At 56.6% G+C, this 12,133-nt stretch carries 13 protein-coding genes and 1 riboswitch; of the genes, 6 read left to right on the plus strand and 7 right to left on the minus strand.

Features of this window, described 5'->3' with window-relative positions:
• From thiS to rsd, 5 genes are all read right to left on the minus strand, one after another.
• Complete coding sequence (gene thiS / locus C3708_RS22825; protein ID WP_103950381.1) at positions 1–201, minus strand: sulfur carrier protein ThiS; 201 nt, start codon at positions 199–201, stop codon at positions 1–3.
• Complete coding sequence (locus tag C3708_RS22830; RefSeq protein WP_103950382.1) at positions 185–940, minus strand: HesA/MoeB/ThiF family protein; 756 nt, start codon at positions 938–940, stop codon at positions 185–187. The genes thiS and C3708_RS22830 overlap by 17 nt, the downstream gene beginning before the upstream one ends.
• Positions 933–1,568, minus strand: coding sequence for a thiamine phosphate synthase (gene thiE / locus C3708_RS22835; RefSeq protein WP_095280290.1), 636 nt, complete (start codon positions 1,566–1,568; stop codon positions 933–935). The genes C3708_RS22830 and thiE overlap by 8 nt, the downstream gene beginning before the upstream one ends.
• Positions 1,568–3,463, minus strand: coding sequence for a phosphomethylpyrimidine synthase ThiC (thiC, locus tag C3708_RS22840; protein ID WP_103950383.1), 1,896 nt, complete (start codon positions 3,461–3,463; stop codon positions 1,568–1,570). The genes thiE and thiC overlap by 1 nt, the downstream gene beginning before the upstream one ends.
• 84 nt (positions 3,464–3,547) lie before the next feature.
• Positions 3,548–3,659: riboswitch (TPP riboswitch) on the minus strand.
• 53 nt (positions 3,660–3,712) lie between these two features.
• On the minus strand, positions 3,713–4,210 hold the full coding sequence (gene rsd, locus C3708_RS22845) for a sigma D regulator (protein WP_095280292.1): 498 nt from the start codon (positions 4,208–4,210) through the stop codon (positions 3,713–3,715).
• 97 nt (positions 4,211–4,307) lie between these two features.
• On the opposite strand from rsd, the gene nudC reads away from it, so the two are divergent.
• The 6 genes from nudC to C3708_RS22875 all read left to right on the plus strand — a co-directional run bounded on the left by nudC (position 4,308) and on the right by C3708_RS22875 (position 8,663).
• On the plus strand, positions 4,308–5,081 hold the full coding sequence (gene nudC, locus C3708_RS22850; protein WP_095280293.1) for an NAD(+) diphosphatase: 774 nt from the start codon (positions 4,308–4,310) through the stop codon (positions 5,079–5,081).
• A 40-nt stretch (positions 5,082–5,121) separates the two neighbouring features.
• The gene (gene hemE / locus C3708_RS22855; RefSeq protein WP_095280294.1) at positions 5,122–6,186 is read left to right on the plus strand and encodes a uroporphyrinogen decarboxylase; all 1,065 of its coding nucleotides are present in this window, start codon (positions 5,122–5,124) and stop codon (positions 6,184–6,186) included.
• Positions 6,187–6,195: 9 nt separating this feature from the next.
• Positions 6,196–6,867, plus strand: coding sequence for a deoxyribonuclease V (gene nfi, locus C3708_RS22860; protein ID WP_103950384.1), 672 nt, complete (start codon positions 6,196–6,198; stop codon positions 6,865–6,867).
• A gap of 41 nt (positions 6,868–6,908) precedes the next feature.
• Complete coding sequence (locus C3708_RS22865) at positions 6,909–7,499, plus strand: YjaG family protein (RefSeq protein WP_103950385.1); 591 nt, start codon at positions 6,909–6,911, stop codon at positions 7,497–7,499.
• A 186-nt stretch (positions 7,500–7,685) separates the two neighbouring features.
• On the plus strand, positions 7,686–7,958 hold the full coding sequence (hupA, locus tag C3708_RS22870; RefSeq protein ID WP_002445246.1) for a nucleoid-associated protein HU-alpha: 273 nt from the start codon (positions 7,686–7,688) through the stop codon (positions 7,956–7,958).
• A gap of 12 nt (positions 7,959–7,970) precedes the next feature.
• Positions 7,971–8,663, plus strand: coding sequence for a DUF1481 domain-containing protein (locus tag C3708_RS22875; protein WP_103948316.1), 693 nt, complete (start codon positions 7,971–7,973; stop codon positions 8,661–8,663).
• Between the two features lie 90 nt (positions 8,664–8,753).
• Here C3708_RS22875 and purD read toward each other — a convergent pair whose 3' ends face one another.
• Entirely contained in the window at positions 8,754–10,046 is a 1,293-nt protein-coding gene (gene purD / locus C3708_RS22880; RefSeq protein ID WP_103950386.1) for a phosphoribosylamine--glycine ligase, read from the minus strand.
• Between the two features lie 14 nt (positions 10,047–10,060).
• The gene (gene purH / locus C3708_RS22885; protein WP_095280299.1) at positions 10,061–11,650 is read right to left on the minus strand and encodes a bifunctional phosphoribosylaminoimidazolecarboxamide formyltransferase/IMP cyclohydrolase; all 1,590 of its coding nucleotides are present in this window, start codon (positions 11,648–11,650) and stop codon (positions 10,061–10,063) included.
• Between the last annotated feature and the right edge of the window lie 483 nt (positions 11,651–12,133).

Raw genomic sequence — 12,133 nt, forward strand, 5'->3', positions numbered from 1 at the left:
TCAGCCTCCCGCGATGACCTGAAAAAGCAGGATCTGATCGCCGTCGTGCACCTGCTGAATGTCCCACTGCTCGCGCGGCAGGATCTGTTGGTTAAGAGCCAGCGCCGCGCCGGGTTTCAACTGGCGTAGCTGGTCGAGAAGTGCGGCGATGGTTAGCCCCTCTTCGCACTGCATCGGTTCATCGTTAAACAGAATCCGCATGATGCCCTCCGCATACGGTACAACCCGTTGCACGCTGGAGCGCCAGATGTCGCCAGTTACCCGAGCGGCCATCGAACATGCGCAGTGTATTGCGCGGCGTCGCCATTCCGCTGAGCAGCTTTATGGCCTCCAGCGCCTGCAAGGTTCCCATCACGCCAACGACTGGCCCGAGAATGCCTGCCGTGCGGCAGTTGCGCTGCGGCTCTTCGTCGTCCGGCCACAGGCAGCGGTAGCAGCCCTGCACCCACGGCGGCGTCAGCACCATCATCTGCCCGCCGAACCCAACGGCGCTGGCGGTGATGAGCGGCGTATTAAGTGCAACGCAGGCGGCGTTGATCGCCTGACGTGTTGCCATATTGTCGGTGCAATCCAGCACTACGTCCGCGCGGGCAACCTCCTGACGCAGGGCTTCTCCTTCCAGCCGCTGTTGCACCGGGATAAGCTGAATTTCGGGGTTGAGCGCGTTCAGCCGTTGGCTGGTGACCTGCGCTTTTGACGCGTTCACATCCTCGGCAGTGAACAGGATCTGCCGCTGCAGATTGCTCAGGTGGATATCGTCATCGTCGGCTAATACCAGCGTCCCGATGCCCGCTCCGGCCAGATACAGCGCAGCAGGCGCTCCGAGCCCGCCCAGCCCGACAATCAATACCCGGCTGTCGAGCAGCTTTTGTTGACCGTCGACGGCGATATCCTCCAGCAGGATCTGGCGGCTGTAGCGCATAAAGTCGCTGTCATTCATCGCCCGCTCCCGCCAGTTGCAACAGCTGCGCTGTGGCTGCCTGCCAGTCCGTCGCCTGGGTGATGGCGCTGACCACCGCGATACTGCCGACGCCGGTCTCCAGCACCGCCGGGGCGCGCTCCAGACTAATGCCGCCGATGGCAACGGTTGGGTAATCGCCCAGACGGGTGATGTGGCGTGCCAGTTGCGCCAGCCCCTGCGGGGCCGACGGCATCTGTTTGGTTTGGGTCGGAAAGACGTGACCGAGCGCGATATAGGAAGGTCGTGCGGCGAGCGCCACGTCGATCTCCATATCATCGTGAGTCGACACGCCCAGACGCAGACCGGCCTCGCGAATGGCGTTCAGATCGGCGGTTTCCAGATCCTCCTGACCCAGATGCACACCATACGCCTGGTGCTTAATTGCCAGTTGCCAGTAGTCGTTAATAAATAACCGGGCGTCAAAACGGCGCCCCAGTTCAATGGCGGCTGAAACATCACTCTCCACCTCTTCATCACGCTTGTCTTTGATACGTAACTGGAGCGTTTTGACGCCAGCCTTCAGCAGGCGCTCAATCCATTCCACGCTGTCGACAACCGGGTAAAGCCCTAAGCGCTGGGGCACGGTTGGGAAATTGGGCTGAACCATTACGCCTCCTCTTTTTTGAGGTAGATTTCGCCGCCTTTGGCGCGGAAGTTTTCTGACATATCGGCCATACCCACTTCGATAACCTGCTTCGCAGCGTAATCGCGTACTTCCTGGCTGATTTTCATCGAGCAGAATTTTGGCCCGCACATGGAGCAGAAGTGCGCCACTTTGCCGGACTCCTGCGGCAGGGTTTCATCGTGATAGGCGCGCGCGGTGAACGGGTCGAGGGCCAGATTGAACTGGTCTTCCCAGCGGAATTCGAAGCGTGCTTTGGACATCGCGTTATCGCGGATCTGCGCACCAGGGTGGCCTTTGGCTAAATCGGCAGCATGGGCTGCGATTTTGTAGGTGATCAACCCCTGCTTCACGTCCTCTTTGTTCGGCAGGCCGAGGTGTTCTTTCGGGGTAACGTAGCAGAGCATCGCGCAGCCAAACCAGCCGATCATCGCCGCGCCGATACCGGAAGTGAAGTGGTCGTAACCCGGCGCAATATCGGTGGTCAGCGGCCCCAGGGTGTAGAACGGTGCTTCGTGACAATGCTCCAGCTCTTCGGTCATGTTGCGACGGATCATTTGCATCGGCACGTGGCCCGGGCCTTCGATCATCACCTGTACGTCATATTCCCAGGCGATTTTGGTCAGCTCGCCCAGAGTGTGTAGCTCGGCAAACTGAGCTTCATCGTTGGCGTCGCGAATGGAGCCCGGACGCAGGCCGTCGCCCAGCGACAGAGAGACATCGTACGCGGCGCAGATTTCGCAAATCTCACGGAAGTGTTCGTAGAGAAAGTTTTCCTGATGATGCGACAGGCACCATTTCGCCATAATCGAGCCGCCGCGCGACACAATCCCGGTCAGACGTTTAGCGGTCATCGGCACGTAACGCAGCAATACCCCGGCGTGGATGGTGAAGTAATCCACCCCCTGTTCCGCCTGTTCCAGAAGGGTGTCGCGGAAGGCTTCCCAGGTAAGATCTTCAGCGATCCCGTTGACTTTCTCCAGCGCCTGGTAGATCGGAACAGTGCCGATCGGCACCGGGCTATTACGCAAGATCCACTCGCGAGTTTCGTGAATGTAGCGCCCGGTGGAGAGATCCATCACCGTGTCTGCGCCCCAGCGGGTGGACCACACCAGTTTTTCGACCTCTTCTTCGATGGAAGAGGTGACCGCGGAGTTACCGATGTTGGCGTTCACTTTCACCAGGAAGTTGCGGCCGATAATCATCGGCTCCGATTCCGGATGGTTAATGTTGGCGGGGATAATCGCCCGTCCGGCGGCGACTTCGTCGCGCACAAATTCCGGGGTGATGTTCTCCGGCAGGCGAGCGCCAAAGCCTTCGCCAGGATGCTGGTGGCGCAGCACTTCGCTGCGGATGCGCTCGCGACCCATGTTTTCGCGAATCGCAATGAACTCCATCTCCGGCGTCACGACGCCTAAGCGGGCGTAGTGTAACTGAGTCACACATTTGCCTGCTTTGGCACGTTTCGGCGTCAACAGACCGGTGAAGCGCAGCTCGTCCAGGCCATCGTCGGCCAGACGTTCTTTGGTGTATGCGGAGCTACGGTCAGTCAGGAATTCGCTATCCTCACGCGCTTCAATCCACGGCTGACGCAGTTTTGCCAGACCCTGCTGCACATTAATGGCCACATCCGTATCACCGTAAGGGCCAGAGGTGTCGTAAACCGGTACCGCTTCGTTGTCTTCAAACTGGGGATTCTCTTTGCTGCCGCCGATGAGTGTCGGGCTGAGCTGGATTTCACGCATCGGCACGCGGATATCGGCCTGCGAACCGGTGATGTAAATGCGTTTGGAATTCGGGAAAGCGGTGCCTTCCAGGGTGTCGATGAAGTGTTGGGCTTGTGCGCGCTGTTCGCGGCGGGTCAGTTTAGTGGCAGACATAGCTCATTCCAAAAAAGTAAGGAGTGGCTTGTCAGACGACGGATGAACTAAGAGAAGTGCTCACCCAGGGGAGGGCGATACAACAGCTTTTTGACTCTTGTTCCCTTCGCAGGTATTAGCCTGATCAGGTTCCGCGGATCCCGAATTAACGGTCTCAGCCCGTACATTTCTGTACTGGGCACTCCGACAAGAAAACACGCCTGCAGTGCAGACGCGGTATTTGTAAATTACTCGTTAACGCTTAAGAACTCAAGCCGGTCGCGCGATGTTGTCTTCGTTGCTGGCCTTCAGATTGCTGTCCAGCACCAGGGCGATGAGCTTGTCTTCCAGCGTGAATCGCACTTCCATCGCCTCGCCGAGATCGGAAAGAGCCTGCTGGAACTCCAGATAATTGTCCTGGTCGATGGCGTTTTCGAGCGTGGAGTCGTAATAGTCCATGATCTGCTGGGTATTGGCCTCCAGCAGCGGATAGAGTTTAGTCGCCGCTAAATACGGCGTCGTCCCTTCCATTTCGCGAATAATACGTTCATATAGATTAAAATGACCGTCGGAAAGGTAGTCGACCAGGCTTTGACAAAAATCATCCAGCGCTTTTTCATTCAACCGCATATACGATTCTTTGCCAGGCTTAATGCCAACCAGATTGTAGTAGGCAACAAGCAAATGTTTGCGCACGTGCAGCCAGCGATCGACCAGGTGATGACTTCCTCCAACGCGCTCTGTCAGGCTTTCTAGCTGGTTTAGCATGTTTGACTCCACAAGGTTAAGATGAAAAAGCTGGCCACCCAAAAATGTAAGAATATTGTTATCAACATGCCTGTGAAGCAAAGGTAGTGCAATAGATATGGATCGTATAATTGAAAAATTAGATCGCGGCTGGTGGATCGTCAGTCACGAACAAAAATTATGGTTGCCCGGCGGAGAATTACCTTACGGCGACGCTGAAAATTTCGATCTTGCGGGGCAACAGGCGCTGAGGATCGGCGAATGGCAGGGCGATCCCGTGTGGTTGATCCAGCTGCATCGCCATCACGAGATGGGATCGGTTCGCCAGGTGCTCGATCTGGATGTCGGCCTGTTCCAGTTGGCCGGGCGCGGCGTGCAGCTGGCCGAGTTTTTCCGATCGCATAAATATTGCGGCTACTGTGGGCACGCCATGCACCGCAGCAAAACCGAGTGGGCCATGCTCTGTAACCACTGTCGCGAGCGCTACTATCCGCAAATCGCCCCGTGCATTATCGTCGCTATTCGCCGTGATGATTCCATTTTGCTGGCGCAACATACGCGCCATCGCAACGGCGTGCATACGGTGCTGGCCGGGTTCGTCGAAGTGGGCGAAACGCTGGAGCAGGCCGTGGCCCGCGAAGTGATGGAAGAGAGCAGTATCAAGGTGAAAAACCTGCGTTACGTCACCTCCCAGCCGTGGCCGTTCCCGATGTCGCTGATGACTGCGTTTATGGCGGATTATGACAGCGGCGAGATTGTGATTGACCAAAAAGAGCTGCTGGAAGCCAACTGGTATCGCTACGACAATTTACCGCTCCTCCCGCCGCCGGGCACCGTGGCGCGCCGACTGATCGAAGATACGGTGGCAATGTGCCGGGCTGAATATGAATGACGTGTTAAACTGGCGGCATGACGCTTAAGGAACTGCAAAAATGACCGAACTGAAGAACGATCGTTATCTGCGTGCGCTGCTGCGCCAACCCGTTGATATCACCCCGGTGTGGATGATGCGCCAGGCGGGCCGTTATTTGCCGGAGTACAAAGCTACGCGCGCCGAGGCGGGCGATTTTATGTCTCTGTGCAAGAACGCGGAGCTGGCCTGCGAAGTCACGCTGCAGCCGCTGCGCCGTTTCCCGCTCGATGCGGCGATCCTTTTTTCAGATATCCTGACCATTCCGGACGCGATGGGGCTGGGCCTCTATTTCGAAACCGGTGAAGGCCCGCGTTTTACCTCGCCGATAAAGAGCAAAGCCGACGTTGATAAGCTGCCGATCCCCGATCCTGAGCAGGAACTGGGCTACGTCATGAATGCGGTGCGTACTATCCGCCGCGAGCTAAAAGGCGAAGTGCCGCTGATCGGCTTCTCTGGCAGCCCGTGGACGCTGGCGACCTACATGGTGGAAGGCGGCAGCAGCAAAGCCTTCACGGTGATCAAAAAGATGATGTACGCCGAGCCGCTGGCGCTGCATGCGCTGCTCGACAAGCTGGCGAAGAGCGTCACCCTGTACCTGAACGCCCAAATCAAAGCGGGCGCGCAGTCGGTGATGATTTTCGATACCTGGGGCGGCGTGCTGACCGGGCGCGATTATCAGCAGTTCTCCCTGTACTACATGCATAAAATTGTCGATGGCCTGCTGCGTGAAAACGAAGGCCGTCGCGTGCCAGTGACGCTGTTTACCAAAGGCGGCGGGCAGTGGCTCGAAGCGCTGGCCGCGACCGGGTGTGATGCGCTGGGTCTCGACTGGACGACGGACATCGGCGATGCGCGTCGTCGCGTGGGTGACAAAGTGGCGCTGCAGGGCAATATGGACCCGTCCATGCTCTACGCGCAGCCTGCGCGCATTGAAGAAGAAGTGGCGACCATTCTGGCCGGATTCGGCAAGGGTGAAGGCCATGTCTTTAACCTCGGCCACGGCATCCACCAGGACGTTCCGCCAGAGCACGCGGGCGCGTTTGTGGAGGCAGTACACCGACTTTCTGCGCCTTATCACCAGTAGGGAGTGAGTATGGATCTCGCGTCGTTACGCGCCCAGCAAATCGAACTGGCCTCGTCGGTTTCCCGCGAGGATCGTTTTGACAAAGATCCTCCGGCGTTGATCGCCGGAGCCGATGTTGGATTTGAGCAGGGCGGGGAAGTGACGCGAGCCGCGATGGTGCTCTTAACCTGGCCCGCGCTGGAGCTGGTGGAGTACAAAGTGGCGCGTATCGCCACCACCATGCCTTACATTCCGGGCTTTCTCTCCTTTCGTGAATATCCCGCGCTGCTGGCAGCGTGGGAACAACTCTCGCAAAAACCCGATCTGCTGTTTGTCGACGGTCATGGGATTTCCCATCCGCGCCGCCTCGGTGTGGCCAGCCATTTTGGTCTGCTGGTGGATGTGCCGACGATCGGCGTGGCGAAAAAACGCCTGTGCGGCAAATTTGAGCCGCTCTCCGCCGAACCCGGCGCACTGGCGCCGCTGATGGATAAGGGCGAGCAGCTGGCGTGGGTCTGGCGCAGTAAAGCGCGTTGTAATCCGCTGTTTGTCGCGACGGGGCATCGTGTGAGCACCGACGGCGCGCTGGCATGGGTGCAGCGCTGTATGAAAGGCTACCGTCTACCGGAGCCGACGCGCTGGGCTGATGCAGTCGCATCGGCGCGTCCGGCATTTGTTCGTTGGCAGGAAATTCAGCGTTGATTCAGGTAAACTGCGGCTAATTTCCGATTCGAGACATCATCATGTTACAAAACCCGATTCATCTGCGCCTTGAGAAGCTGGAAAGCTGGCAGCACGTCACCTTTATGGCCTGCCTGTGCGAGCGCATGTACCCCAACTATGCCACCTTCTGCAAGCAGACTGGATTTGGTGAAGGCCAGATTTATCGCCGTATTCTCGACCTGATTTGGGAAACGCTGACGGTCAAAGATGCCAAAGTGAATTTCGATTCTCAGCTCGAAAAGCTGGAAGAGGCGATCCCTGCTGCTGATGACTACGATCTGTATGGCGTCTATCCGGCAATCGACGCCTGCGTGGCGCTGAGCGAACTGCTTCACTCCCGTCTGAGCGGTGAAACTCTCGAGCACGCTATCGAAGTCAGTAAGGCTTCAATTACTACCGTGGCGATGCTGGAAATGACCCAGGAAGGTCGCGAAATGACCGATGAAGAGCTGCGTGCGAACCCGGCCGTTGAGCAGGAATGGGACATTCAGTGGGAAATATTCCGACTTTTGGCCGACTGCGAAGAACGCGATATTGAACTGATAAAAGGCCTGCGCGCGGACTTACGCGAGGCTGGCGAGAGTAATATTGGTATAATTTTTAACCAATGAGACAATAAAACGTGATTTAACGCCTGTTTTGTCGCACCTCGACTCTTCCCTTCTGCCCCCCGTCTGGTCTACATTTGGGGGGCGAAAAAAAGTGGCTATCGGTGCGTGTATGCAGGAGAGTGCTTTTTTGGCATTTTCGTCGCACTCGATGCTTAGCAAGCGATAAACACATTGAAAGGATAACTTATGAACAAGACTCAACTGATTGATGTAATTGCGGACAAGGCTGATCTGTCCAAGGTGCAGGCTAAAGCTGCTCTGGAATCCACCCTGGCTGCTATTACTGAGTCTCTGAAAGAAGGCGATGCTGTACAACTGGTTGGTTTCGGTACCTTCAAAGTGAACCACCGCGCTGAGCGTACTGGCCGCAACCCGCAGACCGGTAAAGAAATCAAAATCGCCGCTGCAAACGTGCCGGCATTTGTTTCTGGCAAAGCACTGAAAGACGCTGTTAAGTAAGACGGCGTGGCAGTGAACAGTTTTAACAAGGGGGCGGTTTCGCCCCTTTTGTTTTTCTGGCGTCGTTCGCTTGCGCTGGCAGGAGTCCTGCTGCTCTCTGCCTGTAGTCATGACTCCACCCTGCCACCCTTTACTGCCAGCGGATATGCTGACGATCAAGGCGCGGTGCGGGTCTGGCGTAAAGATTCCGGTGACGACGTTCACCTGCTCTCCGCATTCAGTCCGTGGCACAACGGCAACACGTCAACCGCCGAGTACCGCTGGCAAGGTGACATTCTGTCGCTGATTGAACTCAATATCTACAGTAAAACCCCCGAACACGTCCGAGTGCGTTTTGATGACCACGGCGAGCTGAGCTTTATGCAGCGCGAGATCAACGGCCAAAAACAGCAGCTCTCCAGCGATCAAATAGCCCTGTACCGTTATCGTGCCACTCAGGTACGTCAGACCAGCGATGCACTGCGCCAGGGGCGTGTGGTGTTGCGTCAGGGGCGCTGGCATTCCGATGGCACTGTGACCACCTGCGAAGGGCAAACCGTGAAGCCTGATCTTGAAGCCTGGGCGACAGAACATATCGAACGCCGTCAGCGTCACTCATCGATGGAAGTGAGTATTGCCTGGCTTGAAGCGCCGGAAGGATCGCAGCTGCTGCTGGTGGCGAACGAAGATTTCTGTACCTGGCAGCCGACGGAAAAGAATTTCTGATTCTGTGCGGATGAGCCGGATGACGCTGACGTTTATCCGGCTTACGAACGATCCCCTCTTCCTGTGGAAGAGGGGAAGTAAACGACTTTCTTACTCGCCTTGCTCACGGGCAATGGCCCGATAGCCAATATCACTGCGGCTAAAGCTGCCGTCCCAGTGGATATCCTTCATCAGCGCGTAAGCGCGTTTCTGTGCTTCGGCAACGGTGTGACCCAGCGCGGTGGCGCACAGGACGCGGCCCCCGTTAGTTAACACGCGATCGTCGTCAGCCAGTTTGGTGCCTGCATGGAACACCTTCCCGCCGTCGACCTCTTCCAGCGGTAAACCGTGGATCTCATCGCCATTGTTATAGTTGCCCGGATAACCACCGGCAGCGATCACCACGCCCAGAGACGCGCGTTCATCCCACTCGGAGGTTTTCTCGTCCAGCTTGCCTTCGCAGGCGGCCAGGCACAGTTCGACCAAGTCGGATTTCATGCGCAGCATGATCGGCTGAGTTTCCGGGTCGCCGAAGCGGCAGTTGAACTCGATGACCTTCGGGTTGCCCTGCTTATCGATCATCAGCCCCGCATACAGGAAGCCGGTGTAGGTGTTGCCTTCTGCCGCCATGCCTTTCACGGTAGGCCAGATGATGCGATCCATCGTGCGCTGGTGGACTTCGTCAGTCACCACTGGCGCAGGGGAGTAAGCGCCCATGCCGCCGGTGTTTGGACCGGTATCGCCGTTGCCTACACGTTTATGATCCTGGCTGGTGGCCATCGGCAGAACGTGCTCGCCATCGACCATCACGATAAAGCTCGCCTCTTCGCCGTCGAGGAACTCTTCGATAACGATGCGGTGTCCCGCGTCGCCAAACGCGTTACCTGCCAGCATATCCTGAACAGCGGCTTCCGCCTCTTCGAGCGTCATCGCGACGATAACCCCTTTACCGGCGGCCAGACCGTCGGCCTTGATGACAATCGGTGCGCCTTTCTCACGCAGATATGCCAGGGCTGGTTCTACTTCGGTGAAGTTCTGATATTCGCCGGTCGGGATTTTGTGGCGCGCGAGGAAATCTTTGGTGAAGGCTTTAGAGCCTTCGAGTTGCGCCGCACCCTCCGTTGGGCCGAAGATTTTCAGACCAGCGGCGCGGAAGGCATCCACCACGCCAATCACCAGCGGTGCTTCCGGGCCGACGATGGTCAGATCGATTTTCTCGTTCTGGGCAAAGCTCAGCAGCGCCGGAATATCGGTCACACCGATAGCGACGTTTTGCAGGGCGGGTTCCAGTGCGGTACCGGCATTGCCCGGCGCTACAAAAACGGATTTCACCAGCGGTGACTGTGCTGCTTTCCACGCCAGGGCGTGTTCGCGCCCGCCGTTACCAATGACTAATACTTTCATTATCTGCTCCGGGATTAGTGGCGGAAGTGACGCATGTCGGTGAAGATCATCGCGATACCGTGTTCGTCGGCTGCGGCAATCACTTCGTCATCGCGGATTGAACCGCCTGGCTGGATAACACAGGTCACACCCACTGCCGCCGCGGCATCAATACCATCGCGGAACGGGAAGAAGGCGTCGGACGCCATTGCGGAGCCTTTCACTTCCAGCCCTTCATCGCCCGCTTTAATCCCGGCGATTTTCGCGGAGTAGACGCGGCTCATCTGGCCCGCACCAATGCCGATGGTCATGTTCTCTTTGGAATAAACAATGGCATTGGATTTGACGAATTTCGCCACTTTCCAGCAGAACAGCGCATCACGCAGCTCCTGCTCGGTCGGCTGGCGTTTGCTGACCACGCGCAGATCGCTTGCGGTCACCATGCCCAGATCGCGATCCTGAACCAGCAAGCCACCGTTGACACGTTTGAAATCGAGACCTGAAACGCGCTCAGCCCACTGGCCACAAACCAGCACACGGACGTTCTGCTTGGCGGCGGTTACCTTCAGCGCTTCTTCCGTAGCGGAAGGGGCAATAATCACTTCGACAAACTGGCGGGAGATAATCGCCTGTGCCGTTTCAGCATCCAGTTCACGGTTGAAAGCAATAATGCCGCCAAAAGCAGAGGTCGGGTCAGTCTTATATGCGCGATCGTATGCGTCCAGAATAGAGGTGCTAACCGCAACGCCGCATGGATTCGCGTGTTTGACGATTACGCAGGCTGGCTCGCTGAACTCTTTCACGCATTCCAGCGCCGCGTCGGTATCGGCAATGTTGTTATAGGAAAGCGCTTTGCCCTGAACCTGTTGAGCGGTGGCAACGGAAGCTTCTTTGATCTCTTCTTCTATATAGAAGGCGGCGTTCTGATGGCTGTTCTCGCCGTAACGCATATCCTGCTTCTTAATGAAGTTCAGATTCAGGGTGCGCGGGAAGCGGCCAGAAGGCTCTTTGCTCTCGCCGTGGTAGGCGGGAACAAGGCTGCCGAAGTAGTTGGCGATCATGCTGTCGTACGCGGCGGTGTGTTCGAAAGCTTTTATGGCGAGGTCGAAACGGGTTTCCAGCAGGAGAGAGCCGTCGTTGGCGTCCATCTCTTTAATAATGGTGTCGTAGTCGCTGCTCTTTACTACGATAGCCACATCTTTATGGTTCTTCGCGGCGGAGCGCACCATGGTTGGGCCGCCGATGTCGATGTTCTCGACCGCATCTTCAAGAGAGCAGTTTTCGCGAGCAACAGTTTGAGCAAACGGATACAGGTTAACGACAACCATATCGATTGGCGCGATCTCGTGTTGTTCCATAATACCGTCATCCTGACCGCGACGGCCCAGAATGCCGCCGTGAACTTTGGGATGCAGGGTTTTTACGCGTCCATCCATCATTTCCGGGAAACCGGTGTAATCGGACACTTCGGTCACAGGCAAACCTTTATCTGCTAACAGGCGAGCGGTGCCGCCAGTGGACAGCAGCTCTACGCCGCGTGCAGAAAGTGCCTGAGCGAATTCAACGATACCGGCTTTATCAGAAACACTGAGCAGAGCGCGGCGGACTGGACGACGTTGTTGCATGGTAAATCCCCTGGATTTCACGATTACAGAGAGCGTTAGATCAATTTTCCTGTAAAAAACTCATCTAACACACCTGATGGGGCATCCTTGCCAGGCGCGTGCATTTTAACGAAAACGTTTGCGCATCGCTCGTTAATTTTCAAATTTTCGTCGTCTTGTGGATAAGTCTGTGTGCAAAAGGGTATAAGGCGGGGTTTTGCTGTGGAATGCAGCAGTCAGTCATTTTTCTGTCATTTAGCGGTTGCGGCCTGACGAGAACTCCCTATAATGCGCCTCCATCGACACGGCAGATGTGAATCACTTCACACAAACAGCCGGGTCGGTTGAAGAGAAAAAATCCTGAAATTCAGGGTTGACTCTGAAAGAGGAAAGCGTAATATACGCCACCTCGCAACGGTGAGCGAAAGCCGCGTTGCACTGCTCTTTAACAATTTATCAGACAATCTGTGTGGGCACTCAAAGTGACATGGATTCTAAACGTCG

It is taken from the genome of Lelliottia sp. 7254-16 (assembly GCF_002922995.1).
Lineage (GTDB): Bacteria > Pseudomonadota > Gammaproteobacteria > Enterobacterales > Enterobacteriaceae > Enterobacter > Enterobacter jeotgali.

Coding starts and splice junctions, on each gene's coding strand:
- purD (WP_103950386.1), bottom strand. CDS start 10,046: ATGAAAGTATTAGTCATTGGTAACGGCGGGCGCGAACACGCCCTGGCG.
- nudC (WP_095280293.1), top strand. CDS start 4,308: ATGGATCGTATAATTGAAAAATTAGATCGCGGCTGGTGGATCGTCAGT.
- rsd (WP_095280292.1), bottom strand. CDS start 4,210: ATGCTAAACCAGCTAGAAAGCCTGACAGAGCGCGTTGGAGGAAGTCAT.
- C3708_RS22830 (WP_103950382.1), bottom strand. CDS start 940: ATGAATGACAGCGACTTTATGCGCTACAGCCGCCAGATCCTGCTGGAG.
- hupA (WP_002445246.1), top strand. CDS start 7,686: ATGAACAAGACTCAACTGATTGATGTAATTGCGGACAAGGCTGATCTG.
- nfi (WP_103950384.1), top strand. CDS start 6,196: ATGGATCTCGCGTCGTTACGCGCCCAGCAAATCGAACTGGCCTCGTCG.
- purH (WP_095280299.1), bottom strand. CDS start 11,650: ATGCAACAACGTCGTCCAGTCCGCCGCGCTCTGCTCAGTGTTTCTGAT.
- hemE (WP_095280294.1), top strand. CDS start 5,122: ATGACCGAACTGAAGAACGATCGTTATCTGCGTGCGCTGCTGCGCCAA.
- C3708_RS22865 (WP_103950385.1), top strand. CDS start 6,909: ATGTTACAAAACCCGATTCATCTGCGCCTTGAGAAGCTGGAAAGCTGG.
- thiE (WP_095280290.1), bottom strand. CDS start 1,568: ATGGTTCAGCCCAATTTCCCAACCGTGCCCCAGCGCTTAGGGCTTTAC.
- thiC (WP_103950383.1), bottom strand. CDS start 3,463: ATGTCTGCCACTAAACTGACCCGCCGCGAACAGCGCGCACAAGCCCAA.
- thiS (WP_103950381.1), bottom strand. CDS start 201: ATGCGGATTCTGTTTAACGATGAACCGATGCAGTGCGAAGAGGGGCTA.